The organism is Streptomyces sp. NPDC101234, from assembly GCF_044767525.1.
Classification (GTDB): Bacteria; Actinomycetota; Actinomycetes; order Streptomycetales; family Streptomycetaceae; genus Streptomyces; species Streptomyces sasae.
Genome location: NZ_JBIWOA010000052.1, coordinates 38,431 through 63,049 on the forward strand (window position 1 = coordinate 38,431; position 24,619 = coordinate 63,049).

Sequence of the window (24,619 nt, forward strand, 5' to 3'; positions counted from 1 at the left end):
AAGCGACAGGGGAAGGTGGCCCGCGTGTTCGACCGGATCCGCTGGTACGCAGCCAGATTTCGTGGCGCCGGGGGCGCACAGACACCGCAGCGGCGCACGCACAACTTGTTCGAGGCCGCGGCCGCCTATGTGACGGCCCGCGCGGAGGACGACCAGGACCGGATCGAGGAGGCGTCCGGCTGGGTGTCGCCGGAGGCGTTGTCGTTCGGGGTGAGCGAGCTGGCGTGCCGGGCCGTCGTCGCGCTGGCGCGAGAGCGCGACGAGTCACCGCGGACGGTGGCGCGTGACCTTCTGGGGCTGCCCGTCGTGTGAACCTTCGGTGCCGACGAGGCCGATTCGTCCCGTCCCGGTGGAAAGCTGCAGCTCCGCGTGTGCTGCCGGTCGTGACAACGGCCTTCCCGTCGCACTAGGGTGCGCGCCGTTGGACGAACGACTGGGGAGACAGTGATGGCCGATACGGGCGAGGAGGTCGTCGCCGCCGCGGACGAGGCGCTGTACGTGCTCACGGCGGTGCTGCTGACGCCGGCGAAGTTTCCGAGCGTACTGGGCGACGACTATCCGGAGGCCTGCGCGGCGCTGGAGCTGGCGCCGCGCGCCGACGGGTACGGCCTGGTGCTCGGCCAGGACGGCGAAGGGGCGCGCTGGACGGTCGTCATCGACGACGTCTCGCTGGTCGCGGTCGCGATCGCGTCCTGGGACTGCGGCATGGAGTACGACCTGTCGCCGGACGAGCGCACGGTGGTCGCCGCGCTGCCCGGCTGGCCGCTCGCTGTCGCCGTGGCGGCTCCCAACGTGCCCGCGCCGCACGACCCCGGCCCGGAGGTGGCGGACCGGACCCCGCTGACCCCACCGGACACCACCTCCTGGGGTGCGGCACAACGGCGGCTCGGCGCGGACGAGATCGCCCTCCAGTGGGCCATCTGGCGTGAACAGATCAGCGACGACCACTTCCCGGCGGCGGCACCGGCGGCGGCCGACACCTCGGAAGCCTCCGAGGAGGCCCCCGAGGCGGCCTCGGAGGGCACCGAGGCGGCCCCCAAGGGGCACGCCGGGATCCGGCGGGTCCTGGCCGAGGCATGGGCCTATGTGGAGACGCCTCCGCCGCTGGGGCGGGTCCGCTCGTCGTTCGCCCCGGGCGACGCCCGTACGCTGCGCGCCGACGGGCCCGGCTGGTCGATGGTGGCCCGCACCGACGACATGGCGTTCGTGCTTCTCGACGATGAGCCGGGCGAAGTGCTGCCCGTAGGCCGGGGTCCCGAGCTCCCCGGCCTCCTGGAGGCCCTCGACAAGATGGCCGTACGGCCCCTGTGAGTCGTCCCGGGCCGCTTCCCGCCGGTCGGGGGCGCGGCCTCGGGACGGTGGCTCAGTGGCCGATCTCCTTGCGCGTGACCCTGCGCAGCCTGCGCCGCTGCGAGGGGTCGAGGGTGAGGTACGCCGCCACCGGGACGCCCACCACGATCAGGAACGTCACCCACCAGGGCAGCCATATCAACAGGATCAGCCCGACCGCCACACCTCCCGCGGCGATCTTCGCGTTCTTCGACATCAGCGTCGCCTCCTTCGCGGCCGTTGCCGCTCTCTGATCTGAAAACGGGTGCGCGCTTCCCGCGGTTCCGGAGCGCGACCCTGAGACATCCCTGACGAGCGACCCTTACTGGCCCCCGGGTACCGGGTCGAACAGATTGTGAAGTGCTCCTGCTCTCAGCGTAGCCATTCCCGGTGGGCCTGCGGCCGGTCCCGCCGGGCCACGGTGGCCTCGCGCCCGCCGGGTCGGCGACGCGCCCCTGCGGAAAACCCCACTCGCACAGGCCGGTTGGCCGGATGGGCGGCCGCACCGGGGATTCGTACGGTCGCGGTATGAAACGAATGAGCAGGGTACTGGTGATGTCGGCCGTGTCGGTGGCGCTGATGGCGAGCACCGCGACGGCCGTGGTGGCGCAGGGAGCGGCCGCCCCCCGGGCCGCCGTTGCCGTGCCGACGACGGCGAACGTGTCGCGAGGCACGCTCGTGTCCGTCGAGCATCTGCGGACGCTGACCGCCCGCGAGGTCGCGGCGGAACTGGCGGGGGACGAGGCGGGCGCCTGGGACACCGGCGCCGTGCGCTACGGTCTGAACACCTTCCGGATCGTGTACCGCACGGTGGATCCCCATGGCCGGCCCACGACCGCCAGCGGGCTGCTGGCCTTGCCCCGCAGCGGTGAACGGCGGCTGCGCACCGTGTCCTTCACGCACGGCACGGAGCTCTTCAAGGGTGATGTCGCCTCCGTCTCGGCGGACGTCTGGGACCAGGCTCCCGCTCTGACCTATGCCTCGGCCGGGTTCGCCGCGGCGCTCCCCGACTACCTCGGTCTGGGCCTGGGGCCCGGCCCCCATCCCTGGATGGACGTGCCCTCGGAGACGACGGCCGCCCTCGACATGCTGCGCGCGTCCCGCACCGCCGTGTCGGCGCGGGGCCGTGAACTGCGGCGCGAGGTGCTGGTCACCGGGTTCTCCCAAGGGGCTTCGGCGGCACTCGGACTGGCCCGGTCGCTGCAGGAGGGGGCCGACGGATGGTTCCGGCTCCGCGCGGTGGCGCCCGTCAGCGGCGCGTACGCGTTCCGGGACGCGGAGCTTCCCGCGCTGCTGGCCGGGCGGACGGAGCCGAAGGCGAGCGTGATCTACACGGCACTGGCCCTGGTCGCCTTCGACCGCCTGCACCACCTCTACGACGCGCCGTCCCAGGTCTTCCGGGCACCGTACGACGGCACGATCGAGGGCCTGCTGGACGGCACCCACACCGGTCAGGAAGTCGTGGCCGGCACGCCGGACTCCCTCGACGGGCTGCTGACCGCCCGTGGCCGGGCGATGCTGGCGCACCCCACCGGGCGGCTGGCGGCGATCCTGCGGGTCACGGACGGCGTGTGCACCGACTGGGCGCCGAAGGCACCGGTCCGGCTCTATTTTGCCGACCGGGACGAGCAGGCCGTCAACGCGAACACGGCCCACTGCCACGCCACACTGCGCGCCCGAGGGGTCGACGCCCCAGTGGTCGACCTCGGGACCCCGGACTACGGCGGTTCCCGGCACCTGGGCTCCCAGCGGGCCGGAACCGCCGCGGTGGTGCGCTGGTTCAGCGCTCTGGGGTGACAGAACCGCTCAGCCAGGGCGGCGGAATCCGACAGTCCGCCGTCCCGAGGCCGAAAACCGGTGATCCGCCGAGTGGCAGTCGCCCTGCGTTCACCGACTGGTCGACAAGCATTCCCCCTGAGGCCCAACTCTGGCCGCTGCCAACGAACTTGCTCTCAGGAGGCTCGATGTCCCCGCATGCCGCCGACAGCCGCCGCGTCCACCGTTCCGTCGCGACGGGTCTGCCCCTGGCCCTGGCCGCCGCCCTCGTGGCGGCGGGCACCGCCACCGCCGCCCCGTCCGGCGCGGCGCGGGTCGTCCGCACGGCGACCCTCGGCGACATCCCGCTCGGCACCTTCAGCAACACGCTGCTGCCGGGCAGCGTGGACAACGACCGGGGTATCGACCTCGGCGGCATCGGCAGCGACATCTACCCGGCCGGCCGGAAGGGCGAATACTGGACGGTCACCGACCGCGGCCCCAACGGCCAGATCAAGGTCGACGGCAAGAAGCGCCGGACCTTCCCGGTGCCCGGATTCGACCCGGCGATCGTGAAGGTCCGGGTCCGCGGCGACAGCCTCGACGTGATCGACGCGATCCCGGTCACCACCTCCTCGGGCAGGGCCGTCACCGGACTGTCGAACCAGGCGGGCCGCGACGAGGCGCCGTACTCCTACGACGCCAGGACCCCGCTGTCGTACAACCCGAACGGTCTGGACATCGAGGGCATCGTGCGCGCGGCGGACGGATCCTTCTGGCTCGTCGACGAGTACGGGCCGTCGCTGGTGCACGTCTCCGCGCGCGGGAAGGTGCTCACCCGGTACGTGCCCGAGGGTCTGAACCTCACCGGCGCCGACTACCCGGTGGTGGAGGCGCTGCCGTCCGTCTTCCTGCACCGGAAGGTCAACCGCGGCTTCGAGGGCCTCGCCCTGCTGCCCGACGGGGATCTCGTGATGGCCCTGCAGAGCCCGCTGTCCCTGCCCGACGGGGACGCCGGGGACGCCTCGCGCACGACCCGTCTGCTGCGCTTCTCGCCCCGCAAGCAGGCGGTCACGGCCGAGTACGCCTACCGGTTCGACCCGGTGAACGTGGTGGACCCGAGCGAGGACGACACCTCCGAGCTGAAGATCTCGTCGATCGTGGCGGTGGGCGGCGACCGGCTGCTGGTCGAGGAGCGCACCGACAAGGCCGCGCGCCTCGAGGAGGTGAAGCTGGACCGCAGGTCGAACATCCTCGGGGGCGCCTACGACGACAACACCGTCTCGCCCTCGCTGGAGCAGTTGGACGACCCGGCCGCCGCCGGGGTGCCGGTGCTGGGCAAGCGTCTTGTGGTCGACCTGAACACGGTGACCGGGGTGCCGCTGAAGATCGAGGGCATCGCGCGCGTGGATCACGACACGCTCGCTCTGATCAACGACAACGACTTCGGGATGACGGACGGGGCGGGTGCGTTCGACGCCCAGGGCCGCCTGGTCGACAGCGGTATCGAGACGACCCTGGTGTACGTCCGGCTGCCCAAGGGGCTGTAGTCACCCCAGCAGTGAGGGCAACAGGGAGTCCAGACCGCTCGGGAACCCGCTGGGCAGTTCCGAGGGGAACTCCGAGGGGAACCCCGAGGGCAGTCCGCTCGGCAGGCTGCTGGGCAGTTCGGTCGGAAGGCTGGTCGGGAGGCTGAAGGACGGCCGGGGCGAGCCCGAGGTGCTCGGGCTGCTCGTGGTGGGCTTGTTGCCGGGTGAGCCGTCGCCGCCGGACGCCATCAGGACGATGACGACGACGGCCACGGCGGCCACCACCACGGCCAGCACGGCGAACAGCGGGCCCCTGCGCCGCCGGGGCGGCTCCGGGGGCGGCGGCGTCCAGCCGACGGCGGTGGGTGGGTCGTAGTCCCCGGGCGGGGCGCCGAAGCCGTCGTGGAGGGGCCGCTCGTGTCCGTCGTCCGGGGACGGCCCGAAGCCACCGTGCCGGGGCGGCTCGTACCCATGGCCCGAAGGCGCCCCGGAGCCCTCACCGGAAGGCGGACCGGAACCCTCGCCGGGTGGCGGTCCGGAACCCTCGCCGGGTGGCGGTCCGAATCCGCCGCCCGCGGGTGGGCCGAAGCCCCCGTCCGGCGGCGGGCCGAAACCCCTGTGCCAAGGCGGGTCGTAGCCCCCGTCCGAGGGTGGAGTGCCCCCCGGCGGGCCGGGCGGTCGGGGCGGTACGGGCGGCATGGCCATACCGCCAAGAGTCACCGCGTACCGGTCATCGCGCGAGCCCCTGGCGGGAGTTGATACGGACCCATGCCCTGGACCGCATGATTCCGGAGCATTTCCCGCAAGAACCGGCCATGCGAGTACAGGTGACGACACGCGCGCGTGAGGGCGTCCGCCGCGAAAGCGGCCCCCACGCGCGCGTGCGTGTCAGCCCCGGGCGCCCAGGAGGTGGTCCATCGCCAGCTGGTCGAGCTGCTCGAAGGCCATCCCGCGCGCGGCGACCGCGTCCGCGTCGAACTCCTCGAAGGCCGCACGGTCGGCGAGGAGCGCCTGGAGGCCGTCCGCGGCGGTCGGCTGGGCCAGCTGGTCCAGCCGGGAGGCGCGCAGGGCCTCCTGGACCTCCGGGTCCGCGCGGAAGGCGGCGGCGCGCTCCTTGAGGATCAGGTAGTTGCGCATGCAGCCGGCGGCCGACGCCCACACGCCGTCGAAGTCCTCGGTCCGCGGCGGCTTGAAGTCGAAGTGCTTCGGACCCTCGTAGCCGGCGCTCTCCAGGAGGTCGACGAGCCAGAAGGCGGCGCGCAGGTCGCCGGCGCCGAAGCGCAGGTCCTGGTCGTACTTGATGCCGGACTGGCCGTTGAGGTCGATGTGGAAGAGCTTGCCCGCCCACAGGGCCTGGGCGATACCGTGCGGGAAGTTCAGGCCCGCCATCTGCTCGTGGCCGACCTCGGGGTTGACGCCGTACAGCTCGGGGCGCTCCAGGCGCTCGATGAACGCGAGCGCGTGGCCGACGGTGGGGAGCAGGATGTCGCCGCGCGGCTCGTTCGGCTTGGGCTCGATGGCGAAGCGCAGGTCGTAGCCCTGGGAGGTGACGTACTCGCCGAGGAGGTCGAAGGCCTCCTTCATGCGGTCGAGGGCGACCCGGACGTCCTTGGCGGCGCCGGACTCGGCGCCCTCGCGGCCGCCCCAGGCGACATACGTCTTCGCGCCCAGCTCGGCGGCCAGGTCGATGTTGCGGATGGTCTTGCGGAGCGCGTAACGGCGTACCTCGCGGTCGTTCGCGGTGAACGCGCCGTCCTTGAAGACCGGGTGGGTGAAGAGGTTGGTGGTGGCCATCGGCACGGTCATGCCGGTCGCGTCGAGGGCCTGGCGGAAGCGCTTGATGTGCGATTCGCGCTCGGTGTCCGAGGACCCGAAGGGGATCAGGTCGTCGTCGTGGAACGTCACACCGTAGGCGCCCAGTTCGGACAGGCGCTGCACCGTCTCGACCGGGTCGAGGGCGCGGCGGGTGGCGTCGCCGAAGGGGTCCCTTCCCTGCCAGCCGACGGTCCACAGGCCGAAGGTGAACCTGTCCTCGGGGGTGGGCTGGAAGCTCATGCCGCGGCTCCTTGCTTGATGCCTGTGCTTGATGAATGTGCGAATGACTGTCGGGCCGACTATTTCGTCATGGCCGTTTACAAATTAGTATGCCGACGCATCCCTGGGAAGGGTCACCCTGTCCCGAAGGGATGAAATCCGGGTCGCGACACCCCGGTGAACCAGGAAAACTGCAGGTCAGGGAAACCGCGAGGCGCGGAAAAAGGGAGAGAGCCCGATGTCAGCAGCCGAGGGTCCGCTCGTCGTCGGCGTGGACACGTCCACCCAGTCCACCAAGGCGCTGGTGGTCGACGCGTCCACCGGACAGGTCGTGGCGAGCGGTCAGGCGCCGCACACCGTGTCCTCCGGGGCGGGCCGGGAGAGCGATCCGCGCCAGTGGTGGGACGCGCTGTGCGAGGCGCTGCGCCAGTGCGGGGACGCGGCACACGAGGCGGCGGCCGTGTCGATCGGCGGACAGCAGCACGGCCTGGTCACGCTGGACGGGCGGGGCGAGCCGGTGCGGCCCGCGATGCTGTGGAACGACGTCCGTTCGGCGCCCCAGGCGCAGCGGCTGATCGAGGAGCTGGGCGGCCCGAAGGCGTGGGCGGAGCGCACCGGCAGTGTGCCGGGCGCGTCGTTCACGGTCACCAAGTGGGCCTGGCTGGCGGAGCACGAGCCGGAGGCGGTCCGCGCGACCAGGGCCGTACGGCTCCCCCACGACTACCTCACCGAGCGGCTGACCGGTCAGGGCACCACCGACCGCGGCGACGCCTCCGGCACCGGCTGGTGGGCGTCGGCGACCGAGGCGTACGACGAGGAGACCCTGGCGCACGTGGGCCTGGACCCGGCGTTCCTGCCCCGGGTGGTACGGCCCGGCGAGATCGTCGGCACCGTGCGCGACAGCCACGACCTGCCGTTCTCCAAGGGCACCCTGGTGGCCCCCGGCACCGGCGACAACGCGGCGGCCGCGCTGGGCCTCGGGCTGCGCCCGGGCACCCCGGTGCTGAGCCTCGGCACCTCGGGCACGGTGTACGCCGTCTCGAAGCACCGCCCCGCCGACCCGACCGGCACGGTCGCGGGCTTCGCCGACGCGCACGGCGACTGGCTGCCGCTGGCCTGCACCCTGAACTGCACCCTCGCGGTCGACCGGGTCGCGGCCCTTCTCGGCCTGGACCGCGAGGCCATCGAGCCCGGCACCTCGGTCACCCTGCTGCCGTACCTGGACGGCGAGCGCACCCCGAATCTGCCGAACGCCTCCGGTCTGCTGCACGGCCTGCGTCACGACACCACCGCCGGCCAGCTGCTCCAGGCCGCGTACGACGGCGCCGTGCACGCGCTGCTGGGCGCGCTGGACCTGGTGCTCGACGAGGACGCCGACCGGACCACCCCGCTGCTGCTGATCGGCGGCGGCGCCCGCGGCCGTGCCTGGCAGGAGACGGTACGGCGGCTCTCGGGGCGTCCGGTGCAGGTGCCCGAGGCGAAGGAACTGGTCGCGCTGGGCGCCGCCGCGCAGGCGGCCGGGCTGCTGACCGGCGAGGATCCCGCGGCGGTGGCACGGCGCTGGAACACCGCCGCCGGGCCGGTGCTGGACGCGGTGGAGCGGGACTCCGCGACGCTGGCCAGGATCTCCGGGGTACTCTCCGACGCGGCCCCGCTGCTGGAGCGGGCGCCGGAGGACCGCTGATCAGCAGAGAACCGTCCAGAGGACTGATGGAGGCATGACCGCACCGCTGCACGAGGCCCGCCCGACGGCGACCGGCCGTGCCCTGCCGGACACCCAGCAGGGCATGCGCCGGCGCAACCTCGCGCGCGTGATGCACGCGGTCAGTGCCGAGGGCTCGCTGTCGCGGGCCGCGGTGGCTTCGCGCATCGGACTGACCAGGGCGGCGGTGTCGACCCTGGTGGACGAGCTGGTCCGCTGGGGGCTTCTGGAGGAGCTGGGCCCGGAGCGGCCCAACCGCGTCGGACGGCCGGGCTCGGCGCTCGCGGTGAGCGGGCACGGCCCGGCCGGTATCGGGGCGGAGGTCGGGGTCGACCATCTCGCCGTGTGCGCGGTGGACCTGCGGGGCGAGGTGCGCGCGCGTGCCGTGCGGCACGGCACGAACCGGGGCCGGGATCCACAGCCGGTGGTCGAGGAGCTGACGGCGCTGGTCCGGCGGGTCGTGGCGGACGCGGAACGCGACGGTCTGTGGCCGGCCGGGCTCGCGGTCGCCGTCCCCGGTCTGGTGGACCGCGACGGGCACACGGTCGTCCACGCCCCGAACCTCGACTGGCACGACACCGACCTCGGTGCGCTGCTGCCGGCCGGCCTCCCGCTGACGGTGGACAACGAGGCCAACTTCGGTGCCCTGGCCGAGCTGTGGCTCGGGGATGCCACCCCGCGCGACTTCCTGCATGTGTCCGCGGAGATCGGTATCGGCGCCGCGGTCGTCGTCGACGGCCAGCTGCTGCGCGGCAGGCGCGGTTTCGCGGGCGAGCTCGGCCATGTGCCGGTCCACCCCGACGGGCCGCGCTGTGCCTGCGGCGGACGTGGGTGCCTGGAGCAGTACGCCGGCGAGGAGGCGGTGCTGCGCGCGGCCGGCCTCGAGTCCCGCGAGGACGCCGTGGGCCTGCTCGCGCAGCAGGCGGGCGAGGACAACGAGGGAGTACGACGCGCCCTGCACGGCGCCGGAACGGCCCTGGGCATCGCCCTGACCGGCGCCGTCAATCTCCTCGACCCCGAGTCCGTCGTCCTGGGCGGCGCCCTGGCGGGCCTCGCTCCCTGGCTCCTCCCCTCCTTGGAGGCCGAGCTCGCCGACCGCACCACAGGCCCGGCCTGCCCGGTCTCCGTCTCCCGTCTGGGCCACGAGGGCCCTCTCCTGGGCGCGGCGCATTCGGTGGTCCGCGCCGTCCTGGACGATCCGGCGACGGTGGCGGAGCGGGTCTGACGACGTCGGGGCCCGCCCGGCCCTAACCACCCGGACCGGTGGTTCGGGACGAGTCCACCGCGGGGAGCCACTCCTGGGAATTCGCCGGACTCCGGGAGGTTGGCGTGGCCGAGTGGCTGCCCCGCACGGAATGGATCAGAACCCAGCCCCAAGCGCTCATCGCGTCATGCGTGTTCATGCTGGACGAACGCGATCGCGTGCTGATGCTGCGGTACGGCGCCGGTCAGCCCGCCGCGGGAACGTGGTGGCTGCCCGGCGGAATGCTCGACCACGGCGAGGACCCCTGGACGGCGGCACGGCGGGAGATGCTGGAGGAGACAGGTATCGCTCTCGGCCCGGTGCCCGCACTGCTGGGTATCGACCACCGGGCCGATGTACTGGGCACCGGGCCCGTTCTCGACTGCTTCTTCGACGGCGGGATCCTCTCGGACGACGCGACGGTCCGGCTCAGTGACGAGCACGACGACCACGCGCTGTTCTCCATGGCGGAGCTGGCCGCAACACCGTTGGCCGCACACCTTCCGTCGCTCACCGCGCTCTACTCCGCCGCCCGCTCGGGCACCTTCGCCTACCTGCGGGAAGGCAAGCCCGTGTGACACTCGCCCGGCTCCCCTTCGCTCATTCGGGTGGCCGGGTTTTCCACAGTCCTCGCCCCGTCCACGGAAGCACTCGGCACTCTTCTGCCCGACCCGCAAGCGCCGTACCGTGATTCACGCGGGGCGATCCGTCGGATCGGCGGATTCACGCACGTCGGGGGGTGGGTATGGCCGGAGAAGTGGCCACAGGACTGCGACGGGACGCGGTCGGTCTGCGGGAGGTTCTGTTCCAGAGCGTCACGGCGATGGCGCCCGCCGCCGCCGTCGCCGCGTCCATTCCCTCGGGGGCCGCCTTCGCGGGCGGCAGTCTGCCGCTGGCCGTGGTGATCGCACTGGTGGCCTGTCTGTTCACGGCCTCCTGCGTGGCCGAACTGGCGCGGGAGTTACCCGCGGCGGGCTCCGTGGCCACCTACGCGGCGCGGGGGCTGCATCCGGCCGTGGGATTCCTGGTCGGCTGGGGCTATGTGTTCGTGGAGGCGCTGGTTCCGCCGTTGCTGCTGCTCCAGCTCGGGTTCACCACGGCGGGGACCCTGCATGACGAGTGGGCCTCCTACCCTGCGGACCTGTGGTGGCCGTGGTCGCTCGCCGGCGCCGCCGTCATCGCCGTCACCGGGTATCTGGGGGTCCGTGCCTCGGCCCGTTTCGGGACGGTCCTCGGGATCTTCGAGATCGCGGTCCTCCTCGTCTTCGCCGGGTGGCTGATCGTCAGGGCGGGAAGCGCCAACACTCTCTCAGTGTTCGGTACTTCGCACACCGCGGAGGGCTACCGGGGCATCAGCGGGGTCTTCGCCGGTTCCGTCTACACCGTCCTGGCGTTCGCCGGCTTCGAGGCGGCAGCGCCGCTGGCCGAGGAGACCCGCGACCCGCGCCGGACTATGCACCGCGCGGTGCTCGGCGCGGCCCTGGGGATCGGCCTGTTCTACGTGGTGACGACCTACGCGATGACCGTGTACTTCGGGCCGGACCGGTTCGCCTCCTTCGGGGCGGCGGGCGACGCCTCCTGGGAGGGGGTCGCCCGGGCCTCCTTCGGGCTCTTCTGGATCCTGGTGTTCCTCGCGGTGGTCAACTCGACGATCGCCAACGCCAACGCCTGCGCCAACGTGTCCACGCGCACGGCCTTCGCGCTGGCCCGCATCCGGGTCCTCCCCCGCGTCCTCGCCACGCTCCATCCCCGGTACCGCTCCCCCGTCGCCGGCATCGCGGTCCAGACGGTCGTGGCGGTCGGCGCCGTGCTGGGGCTGGGCTTCGGCTACGACCCGGTGACCGCGTTCCTGCTTCTCGCCACGGTGATCGTCACGGTCGTCATCGGCGTCTACATCGTCGTCAACCTCGCCTGCGCGGGCTACTTCCTGCGCCGCGGCCGCGCATCCCTCGAACCGGTACGGCACCTCCTCCTTCCGTTGCTGGGCATCGTGGCGTTCGTGCCCGCCCTGCTCACCGCCGCAGGGCTGCCCGTCTTCGACTTCGTGACGAAGCTGACCGCCCCGGTGTCGTACGCCGGTCCGGTGGTCGGCGTCTGGATGGCCGCCGGAGTCGTCGTGCTCCTGGTGCTGATACGCCGTCACCCCGAGCGCATAGCCGAGACCGCTCGGGTCCATCTCGACGAGGACGACCCCGGCGTCACCACACCGGAGAACGGAGACCTTCCGCTATGACCGACCCCCGGATCCTCACCGTCCGGCCCGGACCGGACGACTACGCGTGGACGTTCGGCGGAGCGCCGCCGGTGGCGCGGATCGCGCCCGGCACGGTGCTCGACCTGTACACGGAGGACTGCTTCGCCGGACGGGTGCGGTCCGAGAAGGACCTGGTGTCCGAGGTGTGCGAGTTCCCGTTCCTCAACCCGCAGACCGGTCCCTTCCACATCGAGGGCGCGGAGCCGGGCGACACGGTCGCCGTGCACTTCGTGTCGATCGAACCGGCGCGGGACTGGGCCGCGTCGACCACGGTCCCCCTGTTCGGCGCGCTCACCTCGACGCACACCACGGCCACCCTCCAGCCACCGCTGCCGGAGACGGTCTGGATCTGGCAGCTGGACCGGACCCGGCGCACGGCCCTGTTCCGGGCACGCGAGGGCGGCATCGAGCTGGAACTGCCGCTGGACCCGATGCACGGCACGGTCGGGGTGGCGCCCGCGAACCTGGAGGTCCGCTCGGCCCTGGTGCCGGACGCGCACGGCGGGAACATGGACACGCCCGAGATGCGGGCCGGTGTCACCTGTTACCTCGGGGTGAACGTCGAGGGCGCGCTGCTCAGCCTCGGCGACGGGCACGCCCGGCAGGGCGAGGGCGAGACCTGCGGCGTGGCCGTCGAGTGCGCGATGAACACGGTGGTGATCGTCGAGCTCCTGAAGGGGATCGCGACTCCGTGGCCCCGGCTGGAGTCGGACACCCACATCCTCTCGACGGGTTCGGCCCGTCCGCTGGAGGACGCCTTCCGGATATCGCAGCTCGACCTGGTGCAGTGGCTGGTGCGCGACTACGGGTTCGGCGAGCTGGACGCGTACCAGTACGTGACGCAGGCGGTGGAATCGCCGTTGGCCAACGTGTGCGACACCAACTACACCTGCGTGGCCAAGATGCGCAAGGAGTGGCTGCCCGGAGGCGAGACTTACCGAGGACTGCACGCGCGGTTGCGCGAGACAGCGGCGACCCTTCGCCCCTGACCGCGCTTCCCCGTGCACCGAGCACGCTCGCGAAAGGCATCCCATCCATGGACCGGGCACGACCGCTCCCCAGCAGGCGACGGCTCCTGATGGGCGCAGCCCTCGCCGCCGTCCCGTACTCGCTGCTCCCCGCGGGCCGCGCGGGCGCGCAGACCGGAGTCGTCGACTATCCGTCGGCCGAGTGGCAGGCGGCGAGCAGGGAGAACCGCACGCCCGCCCAGCGCCCGGACCAGTACGCGATCGACCGGGTGATCATCCATGTCACGCAGCAGTCGTACGCCGGCACGCTGTCCACGTTCCAGAACCCGAAGGCGCGGGTGTCGGCGCACTATCTGGTCCGCTCGGCCGACGGCCATGTCGCGCAGTGCGTCCGGGAGTCCGATGTCGCCTGGCACGCGGGGAGCTGGGACTACAACACACGCAGCGTCGGCATCGAGCACGAGGGGTGGGTCGACAAGCCGGAGTACTTCACCGAGACGATGTACACGGAGTCGGCGCGGCTGACGGCGTCGATCTGCGACAGATACGGCATCCCTAAGGACCGCCGGCACATCATCGGCCATGTGGAGGTGCCGGGGACCGATCACACCGATCCGGGAAAGCACTGGGACTGGGTCCGCTACATGAGACTGGTGGGCCTGTCCTCGGACTGAGGGCGGTCGAAACGGTTGTCGGCACGAACACCCCGAGTGACGATGTCCCCAGTCGCATCGCCGTCGGGAGGCCGAGTTGACCGATCCATGGGTGGCCCTGGAGCCGGGGGCCGACCCTGCCGAGCGCGTCCGGGCACTGCGCCGGGCGCACGAGACGTTCACCACCGTGGGCACCGTGCCGCGCCCGGTGCGGTCGGTGGTGGCCGAGTCGTGGCGGCGCTCGGCGCGGGCCGGGGTGGGACCGGACGCCGCGGCGCGGGTGGAGCTGACGGACGGCGATCTCGGGGCCTACCGGGCCGAGCATCCGCTGGCCAGGGTGATGCCGCTGTTCCGGGAGCTGCTGGGCACGTTCGCGGCGGACGGCGAGCATCTGCTGGCGGTGTGCGACGCGGACGGCAGGCTGCTGTGGGTCGAGGGGCATCCGGCGACCCGGCGACGGGCGGACGGTATGAACTTCGTGCCGGGCGCGCGCTGGTCGGAGGCGGCCGTGGGGACGAACGCGCCGGGGACCGCGGTGGCGGTGGACCGGCCGGTGCAGGTGTTCGCGGCGGAGCACTTCATCCGCCGGGTACAGCCGTGGACGTGCGCGGCGGCGCCGGTGCACGATCCGTGGACCGGACGGGTGCTGGGTGCGGTGGACATCACCGGCGGCGACCGGCTGGCGCATCCGCACAGCCTGGGCTTCGTCCAGGCGGTGGCGCGGGCCGCCGAGTCGCAGCTGGCGCTGCTCGATCCGCCGACGCCGACCGACGAGGCGCCCGCGCTGACGGCGCTCGGCCGTGACGAGGCCGAGCTCCGGCTGGACGGCCACCGGATCAGGCTCGGCCGCCGGCACAGCGAGCTGCTGGTGCTGCTGTCCCGGCACCCGGAGGGGCTGACCGGCGACGAGCTGCTGTGCGCGCTGTACGAGGACGAGTCGGTGACCCCGGTGACGCTGCGGGCCGAACTGGCCCGGCTGCGGCGGCTGCTGGGCCCGGGGCTGCTGGCCTCGCGGCCGTACCGGCTGACCGCTCCCGTGGAGTCGGACGCGGCCGTGGTGGAGCGACGGCTGGAGGCCGGGACGGTGACGGCGGCCGTGGGGGCGTACACCGGGCCCCTGCTGCCGGGCTCGCAGGCACCCGCGGTCGTACGGCTCAGGCAGCGGCTGGCGGACGGGCTGCGGGCCGCGCTGATCGCGTGCCAGGACCCCGATCTTCTGGCTCGGTGGGCGCACGCCGCCTGGGGCGAGGACGACGTCGAGGTGTGGCGGGCGCTCGCGGCGGTACGGCCGACGGCGGTCGTACGCAGCCGGTTGGCCGCGCTGGAGTCCGAGCTGGCGGTGCCCGGACGCTGACCTGCGGCGCAACGTGGGCGCAACGTCCGCGTCGCTACCCTCCGCGCCGAGAGCTGCCCAACGGCGGGCAGCGCATCTGCAAGGAGGCAGGCCACCATGACCCGTTACACGGCGCCCGGCACCGAGGGCGCGATCGTCTCCTACCAGGCGCGCTACGACCACTTCATCGGCGGCGAGTACGTGCCGCCGGCCCGGGGGCAGTACTTCGAGAACCCGTCGCCGGTGAACGGGCAGCCGTTCACCGAGGTCGCGCGGGGCACCGCCGAGGACGTGGAGCGGGCGCTGGACGCGGCGCACGCGGCCGCGCCGGGCTGGGGCCGTACGTCGGTGACGGAACGCTCCGACATCCTCCTCAAGATCGCCGACCGGATGGAGGCCCACCTCGAACAGCTCGCGGTCGCCGAGAGCTGGGAGAACGGCAAGCCGGTGCGCGAGACGCTGGCCGCCGACATCCCTCTGGCGATCGACCACTTCCGTTACTTCGCGGGGGCGATCCGCGCGCAGGAGGGTTCGCTGGGCGAGGTCGACGACGACACGGTGGCGTACCACTTCCACGAGCCGCTCGGGGTCGTGGCCCAGATCATCCCGTGGAACTTCCCCATCCTGATGGCCACATGGAAGCTGGCGCCGGCCCTGGCCGCCGGGAACGCGGTCGTCATCAAGCCCGCCGAGCAGACCCCGGCGTCCATCCACTACTGGATGAGCCTGATCGCGGACCTGCTGCCACCCGGCGTGGTGAACATCGTCAACGGCTTCGGCGTGGAGGCGGGCAAGCCGCTGGCGTCCAGCCCCCGGGTGGCGAAGGTCGCCTTCACCGGCGAGACCACCACCGGGCGGCTGATCATGCAGTACGCCTCGGAGAACATCAAACCGGTCACCCTCGAACTCGGCGGCAAGTCCCCGAACATCTTCTTCGACGACGTCTGGGCGCACGACGACGACTTCCGCGACAAGGCCCTCGAAGGCTTCACGATGTTCGCGCTCAACCAGGGCGAGGTCTGCACCTGCCCGTCCCGGGCCCTCGTCCAGGGCGGCCACTACGCCGAGTTCCTGGAGGCGGCGGTCGCCCGTACCCGCCTCATCAAGCCCGGCCACCCGCTCGACACCGAGACGATGATCGGCGCGCAGGCCTCCAACGACCAGCTGGAGAAGATCCTCTCCTACCTGGACATCGGCCGGCAGGAGGGCGCGAAGGTCCTCACCGGCGGCGAACGCATCGAGTACGACGGAGAGTTGAAGGGCGGCTATTACGTCCAGCCGACCATCTTCGAGGGCTGCAACCGCATGCGGATCTTCCAGGAGGAGGTCTTCGGCCCGGTCGTGTCGGTGACGTCCTTCGACGACTTCGACGACGCGATCAAGATCGCCAACGACACCCTGTACGGCCTCGGGGCGGGCGTGTGGACCCGCGACATCAACACCGCGTACCGCGCGGGCCGCGCCATCCAGGCGGGCCGGGTGTGGACGAACTGCTACCACGCGTACCCGGCACACGCCGCGTTCGGCGGCTACAAGCAGTCCGGGATCGGCCGCGAGACACACAAGATGATGCTGGATCACTACCAGCAGACGAAGAACATTCTTTGTTCTTACAGCCCTCAGAAGCTTGGCTTCTTCTAGAGCCCGAAGTCGGGTTGCCTGGATGCATCATTGGGCTCCAGGCAACCCGACCCGATAGGTACCTGCTGTAATCAATTGGGTTCTTCGCGTTACCGTCTGGCATCCGAGAGAGTTCCCGCCGGACCAGTCGCGGACCAAGGACATCACCCCACGAGCCGCCCGCTCACGAGCGCAGCGACCCGCCGATACCCGTGAGCAGCGTCCGAACCGCCGGCAGCACCGGGAGAGCTCTTCCGCCTCATGGCCGTCCTGAACGAATCCGTATCGCGAGCGAAGGCTCCTCGCGGCCGGAACGGGTGTACCGATGTCCATGAGTTGCCGAAGACCACGAAGAGGACAGCAGCCAGGAACGGGCAGAGCGAGAAGTCCACCGCGAGGAAGCTCGCCCCCCGGCTCCCCACGTGAGCACGGCAGTTGTCAGTGCCGCATGCGATCCTGACCCCAGAGGCGGGCACTTCAGATGAAGGCCGTGTGGCGACGGGACGTCCGCGGAAGGATCCACGCGATCCGATGCTGATCATGCAAGGTGCCGGGCTCGAACCACTGGAGCCCTATCCAGGAAGTGATAGGCCCTGGCGCTTCCGCCATGAAGCGTGTGGGAGAGAAGTGGCACTGCGGCTGGGCAACATTGCTGCGGGCCGACTGCCAATACTACGCAGGCACGGTGCCGATTCCTCCGGAGGAGGCAGTGGCGTTGATGCGCTCGGCCGGCCTGGAACCGCTGGAGCCGTATCCGGGGCCGAGCATTCCCCTGTGCTCGGGTCCGCGCCTCGATCCCGTCGAGGCGCGCTGGTGAACCGTATCCAGCCACAACGCCGCGCACGACCAGCGCCATTCGGACGCAGACTGAAGTTCGTGCCGACCGCCCTGCACCACCTGCGAGAGGGCCGCCTCTATCCCCACACCACCAAGATGGCACGCGACATGGCCCAGGTCACGTTGTAGATGTCGCGGAGGACCGCCGCAGGCGTCGGGCTGCTGGCCCCGCACAGGCTCAGACGTGCGTTGAGACAGGTCGCGCAGTCCAACTCACGCAACGTGCGGTGTTGATCGCGCCATCATGAAAGAGTGCGACTGTGGCGATAGAGAGTCTCCGTGGCCTGTGCATGGCTATGGACACGGCAGCGATAGACACTTGGGCACGCCTCGAGTTCGGGCGGCTTCCCGGGCGAAGGTTCGACGAGGCATCCGTCACGGACAACTTGCTCTTCACCCTCCAGAACCAAGTCCCTGGCGTGCTGACTTACCAGAGCAACCAGGTGCAAGAGCGGGATTCGGGCGCTGACTGGGAGTGGTGGATCGGAGACGACAAGGCGGGGTGGATCTGCCTTCGCATCCAGGCCAAGCGCGTCTACGAGGACAACACCTACCGGATGCTGAAACACCCTGGAGCAGGCGAAGACGCGTTCCAGTACGACACGTTGATCAAGGGCTGTGACCCTGATCAAGCCCGCTACGCGTTTCATGTCTTTTACAACGGCTGGCCCGAGGGCACCTTCGAGGAAGGAACGTACTGGGCACCACCGGCCCAGTGGAACGCCTGTCCAGAGCTGAGCTCGTACAAGGATTGCAAACACGCCGAGCCTCGCCACTACGGCTGCACCATCATCTCTACCCACGACGTCAAGAAGCTCAGCGATGGCGACACCGTCGCGCCCACCGCTGCAAGATTCCGCGTGCAGAAGTACCTGTCAGCGGCCCTTCCCTGGTCGTACGCCTTTGGTTTCCCGCCCTGGGACCCCAAGCGAGAGGAACAACGCTGGCACCCTAGGCTAGACCGCGGTGACTGGGTCGACCGCGTCCACGGCACGCTCGATGTGCTCACACGGCGAGGCGGAGCCCGCGGGGCCCGGGACGCCTCGGGGCACCTCGGGGAGATCCCGATCGACCGAAATCAGCGGACCTTCGAACTTCCGCCGTATATCGAGGCGATGCGCAGGAGTACCCCAGGACCCTTTGAACCAGCTTCTGAGGACGAGGCGCCTGCCGCGCCTCAGACGGTGATCGTTGAGCGGACACGGAAGCGGAAATAGGAGCCCTTCCGCTTGCCGACTGGCTGTTCCCTATCCGCTCCCGTGGTCGGTGGGATTCGAATGGCGTTTGGTGCGGGTGAGTTGGGCGGTGCACGCGCATGGAAGAAGGGCATTCTTGGTAACTCGCGGTTGTCGAATCGAACAAGAAACAAGAGGCCCTGTTGTCGAAGTGTCGCGTGGTCGCGGTCGCCGAGTCCAGTTCGTCCACCCGGGGGTGTGACTGCCTCGCCCGCAGGTTCGGTAACGCGGTGGACCAACCGGATCACCGGCTCCGGTATGGCTCGGACATGAGCGATGCCGAATGGGCTCTGGGGCGAATCTGTTGCCGGTTCCGGGACGGCTGGCGGGCCGGGGCGGCCGCCCGGAGGGCTACTGCCACCGGCAGACCAGCACCCAGGAGCCTCTCCTCCCCATGAACAGCACGACCCCACGCCACCACGAACTCAGCCTCTACCGCGAGTACTTCGAACTCGTCGCCGCGGGCACCAAGACCATCGAAGTACGAGTCAAATACCCCCGCCTCGCCGACCTCGCCGCCGGCGACACCATCCGCTTCCGCATCAAAGGCACCGACGAGACCTGTGAGGTCAGGGTCGAGCGGGTCACCGAATACCCCGACTTCGAGGCCCTCCTCGACGGCGAAGACCCCGCCAACGTCAACCCCACCGCCCCCCGCGACGAGCAACTCTCCAACATCCGCGCCATCTACCCACCGGAAAAGGAAGTGCTCGGCGCCCTCGCCATCCAGATCGGGCGCCTCATCTGACGCCATGAATGGCAGGTGCGCAGGCGCGCGGTCCTCAGCGTCACCAGGCGTGTTCCGGCAGAGGGCGACCAGGCCCGTCCGAGTCCGCACCAGCCCCCACCTGCCACTCGCCCGCCGAGCAGCAGGCCACACGAAGCCGCCCCTTACTCCCTCACAGCCACGACAGCAGCCCTGACGGCCTGGGTAAACACCTCGCACGACCGCCAACGCCGCAGCGGGATCCGCGCCCGGCTGGTCACTGCGCGTTCGCCGGGGACACCACACCGCACGCAATACGTCCGGAAGCGTAGGCGTCATTCTCCTCGTAGTGCACTGCACAGAAAGCGTGCCAATCTGGACTTCGAAAAGCACGGTGCGGGACTGCCGCGGATGGGCGGCGGTCCCGGCAGTGGTGTTGTCAGAAAGCGAAGGGGTTCACCGCGTCCCATTCCCTGCGGCGGGCCTCGCTCAGGGGCCCCTGGATCAGGCGGGGTTCCACGTCGAACGACATACAGGCCCGGTCCCGGGGGGTGAAGGCCGGCCAGTGGGGCACTGACCGGGTCGACGGGGTGCCCTTGGACGCGAACGCGGCGAAGGAGTCAATCATCTTCGAGGACACGGCCTCGGCCGTCGGGAGGTCGGCGGGCTCAGCGCCCACGAAGTCGCCCTGCCCCCAGTTGCTGAAGGTGAACTGGATGTCGCTGCCGTGTCTGGCCCCGCCGGGGCTTGCCCCCTCGTAGTCGAACCGGTACTGCCATACGCGGGCGCCGGCCCGGTGGGCGAACTCGGCCAGCCAGACCGAGGGCATCACGACGAACCAGCCGCTGACCACGTCGTAGAGGGGAGTACGCCCCGACGTGGTGGTGTCCTCGTACGCCTTCAGGAGGTGATCGAAGGCGGCGCCCGTGGTCCTGCGGGTCTCCCGCTCGAAGCGGGCGCGGAACATGGGTGAGTCGACGAAGGATTCGTACTCCTTGTTGCAGGTGCCGATCAACAGGTCGACATCGCCGCCCACGGCCTTCAACGGGTGTTCCGGCAGCACCACTCCGTCGATGACGTGGCCGTACTCGGGCAGGTCGGCGTTGCCCGCGGCCTGCGCCGAGGCGTCGAGCAGTTCGTCGGCCGACACCGACATCAGGCGGGCAGGGTCCGTGATGCCGAGGTAGTCCATGACCGTCCGGGTGGTCACAGAGGCGACCGCCGGGGTTTCGGTGGGGCGCGGGCCGCCACTCTGGAGGATGGCGCGGTGGAACAGGCCTCGTGCCTTGGGCGTGCCGAGCAGCGCGCCGATGGACATTCCTCCGGCCGACTCGCCCATGACCGTGACGTTCCACGGGTCACCGCCGAACGCTGCGATGTTGTCGCGCACCCAGCGCAGCGCGGCAATCTGGTCCAGCAGCCGCAGGTTTCCCGAACCGGGACGGTCGGACTGGTAGAGGCTGCCGAACGCGCCGAGGCGGTAGTTGAAGGTGACCAGGACACAGTCCCGCTGCACGTACTGCGTTCCGTCGAAGGTCGGGTCGTTGCCCGTTCCCGCGACGAATCCGCCGCCGTGGACCCATACGATCACCGGTCGCTTCCCGGTGGTCGACGGGGACCAGACGTTGAGGTTCAGACAGTCCTCGTTCTGGTTCGGGGTCGGCGGCAGCCAAGGCAGCACCGGCACCTGCGGGGAGACGGTCCCGTACTCGGTCGCCTCCCGCACTCCGGTCCACGGCTGGACCGGCTGCGGAGGCGCATAGCGCCGCGGTCCGGTCGGCGGGGCTACGTACGGGATGTTCTTCCAGACCAGCGCACCGTCTTCGCGTTCGACGCCGCGAACCCTGCCCGAGCGGGTGGTAACCACGACAGACCGCCTGCGGCCGGTTCCGCGCGGGGTCGCCACGGCGCTGACGGGGGCGATGCCGCCCGCTCCGAGCACTGCCCCGGCGGCACCGGCGCCTGCGATTCCCAACAGCCTTCTTCGGCCGAGATTCCGGCTCAAGGCGTACCCCTTACGTGATTGCAGTACGAGAGGACAGCGACGATCGGCGTACAACCAAGAAACTCCGACGCCCACTTGGTCAAGAGCATTCCAAATCCTTAGCCGGAATGGGAGGGAAGGATTTCACCCCCCTTTATCCGCAGACGACGGGCGAGACTTGAAGGAAGCGACCACCTGGAAGGCGGTGCGATTTTGAGTCGGATTCTGGTGACCGGTTCCACGGACGGTCTCGGACGTGCTGCGGCGGACACGCTCCTGTCCGCCGGCCACGATGTCGTGGTACACGCCCGGAACCGGCGACGAGCGGCGAGCCTCGACGCGTTGGTCGGCCGCGGGGCACACCCCGTAGTGGGCGACTTCACGGAGCGCGACGCCGTAAGGCATATCGCGGCGGAGCTGAACGATGCGGAGCCGCTCGACGTGGTCATCCACAACGCCGGTGTGTGGAGCGGGCCGGCGGTCATGCCGGTCAACATCGTCGCGCCGTACCTGCTCACGGCCCTGCTCGGCGGGCCGCGTCGGCTGGTGTACCTGAGCAGCAGCTCGCACTTCAGCGGCCGCCCGTCAATCGCGGGGGTCGACTGGCGAGGGAAGAGCGCGGGGTCGTACGCCGACAGCAAACTGTTCGTCACCACGCTCGCGGCCGCGGTCGCCCGGCTGCGCCCCGGCGCGTTGAGCAATGCAGTGGACCCGGGCTGGGTGCCGACGAAAATGGGCGGCCCGAGCGCGCCGGACGATCTCGAACTCGGCCATCGGACACAGGAATGGCTCGCCGTCGGCGACGAGCCAGAGGCCCTGACCACCAGCGGGTACTGGTACCACCGCCAGCGGCGGGAGCCTCATCGCAGCGTCCACGACAAGGCGTTCCAGGCCCGCCTTCTGGAGGCGCTGGCGGAGGAGACGGGCACAGCCCTGTAGGACTTCGACGGCGCGTCATGCCCCGGGGACGAGCGGCGGGCGACCCAGCGTGCGGTTACCAGGCGTAGGCCTCGGGGGCCTCGCCGCCGGGGCCCGGCCAGATCTCGTCCAGTCGGCGCAGCGTCTCCTCCGACAGGGTCACGTCGAGGGCGCGTCGGCTGGTGGCCAGTTGGTCCACGGTGCGGGGACCTACGATGACGGAGGGGACGACCGGGTTGTGCAGCAGCCAGGCCAGGGCGACGTCCGCGGGCTGTTCGCCCAGCTCGGCGCAGAGCTTCTCGTACGCCTCCAGCTGCGGGCGGTACTGCTCGATGCGGGCCAGGGCCTGGGGTGTCGCACGCCGGCCGCCGCCCTCGCTCTGCGCCTTGCGCAGCGCGCCGCCGAGCAGTCCGCCGCCCAGCGGGCTCCACGGGAGCAGGCCGAGACCGTAGTGCCGTAGCGCCGGGATGACCTCGAGTTCGACGGTGCGGGCGGTGAGGTTGTAGAGGCTCTGCTCGGAGACCAGGCCGAGGAAGTTGCGGGCGGTGGCGGTGGACTGGGCGGTGGCGATGTGCCAGCCGGCGAAGTTGCTGCTGCCGATGTAGGTCACCTTGCCCTCGCGGACCAGCTGCTCCATCGCCTGCCAGATCTCCTCCCACGGGGTCGACCGGTCGACGTGGTGCATCTGGAACAGGTCGATGTGGTCGGTCTGGAGGCGTCGCAGGCTGTCCTCCGCGGCCTTGCGAATCTTGTAGGCGGACAGGTACTTGTCGTTCGGGCCGGTGCCCATCGGCTGGTACGCCTTGGTCGCCAGCACGATCTGCTCCCGCCGGCCGCCGCCCTGGGCGAGCCAGCGCCCGATGATCTCCTCGGACAGGCCGTAGCCCTGCTCCATGTCGGGAGACTGCGGGCCGCCGTAGACGTCGGCGGTGTCGATCAGGTTGACGCCTGCATCCAGCGCGGCATCCATGATCTTGAAACTTGTCGCCTCGTCCGTCACATCGCCGAAGTTCATCGTTCCCAAGCCGAGACGGCTGACCTTCAGACCACTGCGGCCCAAGTGTGCGTACTGCATGGTTCATCGACCTTTCTTGCGCGAGAGGCGGACGGATCGCATCGCCTCGCTTCTTCTCTGATGCGGGTGAGTGGCGCGGCGGGCCGGCTCAGGAGACGGCTTCGATGGTGACCTTCTCCGCGGCGGCGAGCCGTCCGGTGTCGCTCTCGGCCACACGGCCGAGGATGATCAGGCCGTCGGAGTGGGGGAAGTCTTGGTAGAAGACGGCCAGGTTGCCCCAGGGCGCGTAGTAGGCCAGGTCACCGGCCTTCGCCTCGGCTCCGGTCGGGGCGCCCGAGGTGGACAGTCGGCGGGGCAGGTCAGCGACCCTCTCAGTTTCGTGGAAGTCGCTGAGGTTCAGCGTGAGCGGAAGCAGAGCGGCGAAGTCACGGGCGGCGGCGCTGCCGTTCAGGGTGGCGGTGGCGGGGTGGCCGTCAATGGTGAGGCGGAGGTTCATGGCGGTTGTCCTGCCGGAAATCGTGGTCGGTGCCGGGCCGGACGACGTCTCGCGTGCCGAGGGCACGGAGGCGGAGGGGGACGCGGCGGACGAGGTTCGCGTCTCCTCCGTGCACGCGGTCGCGGCGAGCAACACAGCGGCGACCGATATCAGAGGGCGTCGCATCAGTCAGTCGGGGAGGGGTTCGGAGTAGTGGCGGAAGCCGTCACGCTTGCTGTGGATCTCGTACAGGCGCTGGGCCAGTGCCTCGGGGCTGCTGTGCTCGGCTTCGGGACGGATGGCTCCGGGGACGATGAGCTGCGCGACGTGGATGTTCTCCGAGGCCAGGGCGTCGTGCAGCATGGCGGCGTAGGCGCTCTCGCCGGCGAAGGCGACCGAGGTGCCGGCGACGTTCGGGTTGGGGCGGACGGCGCTGGCGCCGTTGACGAACAGCACGGTGCCGCGGCCGAGTTCGCGCATGCCGGGCAGGACGGCGTGCACGGCGGTGACGGGGCCCTTGACGGAGAGGGCGAATGGGGCGTCGAGGTCGTCGGCGCTCGTGTCGAGGACCTTCTTCATGAAGTCGGACCGGGGCACGGGGCTGTACTGAAGGATCTCGATCGGGCCGAGCGTGTCGGCAGCGACGCGCAGGGCCACCGTCAGCGCCCCGTGGTCGAGAGCGTCGGCGGCGAAACCACGGGCCTCGACACCGTCGCGGGCCAGCTCGGCCGTGAGGGCGTCCAGGTTGTCGGTGCTGCGTGAGATGAGGGCGACGGTGTGGCCGGCGGTTCCGAAACGACGGGCGGTGGCGAGCCCGAGACCGGGGCCGGCACCGATGAGGGCGAAGGTGGTCACGGTGAGTCCTTGTGCGGGATAGGGGCCGTGTCGTACGCCAGGACCGGGCGGCCAGGGGCCCGGTCCCGGTGAGGGTGGCGTGGTGGGTCAGGGGGTGAGGAGGGTTTTGATGGCGCGGCGTTCGTCCATGGCCTTGTAGCCCTCGGCGACCTGGTCCAGGGGCAGGGTTAGGTC

At 70.8% G+C, this 24,619-nt stretch carries 22 protein-coding genes; 15 read left to right on the forward strand and 7 right to left on the reverse strand.

Going from position 1 to position 24,619, the window contains the following annotated elements:
• Positions 1–24: 24 nt before the first annotated feature.
• Complete coding sequence (locus ACIRR9_RS50430) at positions 25–312, forward strand: hypothetical protein (protein WP_384555402.1); 288 nt, start codon at positions 25–27, stop codon at positions 310–312.
• 135 nt (positions 313–447) lie between these two features.
• On the forward strand, positions 448–1,311 hold the full coding sequence (locus ACIRR9_RS50435; RefSeq protein ID WP_403767092.1) for a hypothetical protein: 864 nt from the start codon (positions 448–450) through the stop codon (positions 1,309–1,311).
• Positions 1,312–1,363: 52 nt separating this feature from the next.
• Here the strand turns inward: ACIRR9_RS50435 and ACIRR9_RS50440 are convergent, their stop codons facing one another.
• Positions 1,364–1,546, reverse strand: a complete 183-nt coding sequence (locus ACIRR9_RS50440; protein ID WP_362324125.1) for a hypothetical protein — start codon at positions 1,544–1,546, stop codon at positions 1,364–1,366.
• Between the two features lie 311 nt (positions 1,547–1,857).
• Here ACIRR9_RS50440 and ACIRR9_RS50445 point away from each other — a divergent pair, with 311 nt between their 5' ends.
• On the forward strand, positions 1,858–3,126 hold the full coding sequence (locus tag ACIRR9_RS50445; RefSeq protein ID WP_403767095.1) for a lipase: 1,269 nt from the start codon (positions 1,858–1,860) through the stop codon (positions 3,124–3,126).
• Between the two features lie 167 nt (positions 3,127–3,293).
• Complete coding sequence (locus ACIRR9_RS50450) at positions 3,294–4,634, forward strand: esterase-like activity of phytase family protein (protein ID WP_403767098.1); 1,341 nt, start codon at positions 3,294–3,296, stop codon at positions 4,632–4,634.
• Here ACIRR9_RS50450 and ACIRR9_RS50455 read toward each other — a convergent pair whose 3' ends face one another.
• Together ACIRR9_RS50455 and xylA are read right to left on the reverse strand one after the other, a co-directional pair.
• The gene (locus tag ACIRR9_RS50455) at positions 4,635–5,318 is read right to left on the reverse strand and encodes a hypothetical protein (RefSeq protein ID WP_403767101.1); all 684 of its coding nucleotides are present in this window, start codon (positions 5,316–5,318) and stop codon (positions 4,635–4,637) included.
• 183 nt (positions 5,319–5,501) lie between these two features.
• Entirely contained in the window at positions 5,502–6,668 is a 1,167-nt protein-coding gene (xylA, locus tag ACIRR9_RS50460; protein WP_123978903.1) for a xylose isomerase, read from the reverse strand.
• Positions 6,669–6,885: 217 nt separating this feature from the next.
• On the opposite strand from xylA, the gene xylB reads away from it, so the two are divergent.
• The 10 genes from xylB (at position 6,886) to ACIRR9_RS50510 (ending at position 19,240) form a co-directional block, all read left to right on the forward strand.
• The gene (gene xylB / locus ACIRR9_RS50465; protein ID WP_403767105.1) at positions 6,886–8,331 is read left to right on the forward strand and encodes a xylulokinase; all 1,446 of its coding nucleotides are present in this window, start codon (positions 6,886–6,888) and stop codon (positions 8,329–8,331) included.
• Positions 8,332–8,365: 34 nt separating this feature from the next.
• The gene (locus ACIRR9_RS50470; protein ID WP_403767107.1) at positions 8,366–9,574 is read left to right on the forward strand and encodes an ROK family protein; all 1,209 of its coding nucleotides are present in this window, start codon (positions 8,366–8,368) and stop codon (positions 9,572–9,574) included.
• A gap of 104 nt (positions 9,575–9,678) precedes the next feature.
• Complete coding sequence (locus ACIRR9_RS50475; protein ID WP_403767110.1) at positions 9,679–10,170, forward strand: NUDIX hydrolase; 492 nt, start codon at positions 9,679–9,681, stop codon at positions 10,168–10,170.
• 167 nt (positions 10,171–10,337) lie between these two features.
• On the forward strand, positions 10,338–11,825 hold the full coding sequence (locus ACIRR9_RS50480) for an APC family permease (RefSeq protein WP_403767113.1): 1,488 nt from the start codon (positions 10,338–10,340) through the stop codon (positions 11,823–11,825).
• A complete protein-coding gene (locus ACIRR9_RS50485) occupies positions 11,822–12,835 on the forward strand; it encodes an acetamidase/formamidase family protein (RefSeq protein WP_403767116.1) in 1,014 nt (337 codons plus the stop codon). Before ACIRR9_RS50480 ends, ACIRR9_RS50485 begins: the two co-directional genes overlap by 4 nt.
• Positions 12,836–12,882: 47 nt before the next feature.
• Positions 12,883–13,488 carry an N-acetylmuramoyl-L-alanine amidase gene (locus tag ACIRR9_RS50490; protein ID WP_403767119.1) on the forward strand — a complete coding sequence of 202 codons (606 nt, stop codon included), beginning with the start codon at positions 12,883–12,885 and terminating at the stop codon, positions 13,486–13,488.
• Positions 13,489–13,564: 76 nt separating this feature from the next.
• A complete protein-coding gene (locus tag ACIRR9_RS50495) occupies positions 13,565–14,821 on the forward strand; it encodes a GAF domain-containing protein (RefSeq protein WP_403767122.1) in 1,257 nt (418 codons plus the stop codon).
• A 96-nt stretch (positions 14,822–14,917) separates the two neighbouring features.
• Positions 14,918–16,441: an aldehyde dehydrogenase family protein gene (locus ACIRR9_RS50500; protein ID WP_403767125.1), complete on the forward strand. Its 1,524-nt coding sequence runs from the start codon at positions 14,918–14,920 to the stop codon at positions 16,439–16,441.
• 1,112 nt (positions 16,442–17,553) lie between these two features.
• Positions 17,554–18,474, forward strand: a complete 921-nt coding sequence (locus tag ACIRR9_RS50505) for a DUF6615 family protein (protein WP_403767148.1) — start codon at positions 17,554–17,556, stop codon at positions 18,472–18,474.
• A gap of 412 nt (positions 18,475–18,886) precedes the next feature.
• Positions 18,887–19,240, forward strand: coding sequence for an ASCH domain-containing protein (locus tag ACIRR9_RS50510; protein ID WP_403767127.1), 354 nt, complete (start codon positions 18,887–18,889; stop codon positions 19,238–19,240).
• A gap of 397 nt (positions 19,241–19,637) precedes the next feature.
• On the opposite strand, the gene ACIRR9_RS50515 is transcribed toward ACIRR9_RS50510, so the two are convergent.
• Complete coding sequence (locus tag ACIRR9_RS50515; protein ID WP_403767130.1) at positions 19,638–21,065, reverse strand: carboxylesterase/lipase family protein; 1,428 nt, start codon at positions 21,063–21,065, stop codon at positions 19,638–19,640.
• A gap of 330 nt (positions 21,066–21,395) precedes the next feature.
• Between ACIRR9_RS50515 and ACIRR9_RS50520 the strand changes: the two genes are divergently transcribed.
• Positions 21,396–22,121, forward strand: a complete 726-nt coding sequence (locus tag ACIRR9_RS50520) for an SDR family NAD(P)-dependent oxidoreductase (protein WP_403767133.1) — start codon at positions 21,396–21,398, stop codon at positions 22,119–22,121.
• Between the two features lie 55 nt (positions 22,122–22,176).
• Here the strand turns inward: ACIRR9_RS50520 and ACIRR9_RS50525 are convergent, their stop codons facing one another.
• The 3 genes from ACIRR9_RS50525 to ACIRR9_RS50535 all read right to left on the reverse strand — a co-directional run bounded on the left by ACIRR9_RS50525 (position 22,177) and on the right by ACIRR9_RS50535 (position 24,445).
• Positions 22,177–23,175 (reverse strand): aldo/keto reductase, encoded by a 999-nt coding sequence (locus tag ACIRR9_RS50525; protein WP_403767136.1) that lies wholly within the window; start codon positions 23,173–23,175, stop codon positions 22,177–22,179.
• A gap of 88 nt (positions 23,176–23,263) precedes the next feature.
• Positions 23,264–23,611, reverse strand: coding sequence for a cyclophilin-like fold protein (locus tag ACIRR9_RS50530; RefSeq protein WP_403767139.1), 348 nt, complete (start codon positions 23,609–23,611; stop codon positions 23,264–23,266).
• Between the two features lie 168 nt (positions 23,612–23,779).
• Positions 23,780–24,445 (reverse strand): SDR family NAD(P)-dependent oxidoreductase, encoded by a 666-nt coding sequence (locus ACIRR9_RS50535; RefSeq protein WP_403767142.1) that lies wholly within the window; start codon positions 24,443–24,445, stop codon positions 23,780–23,782.
• Positions 24,446–24,619 lie beyond the last annotated feature (174 nt).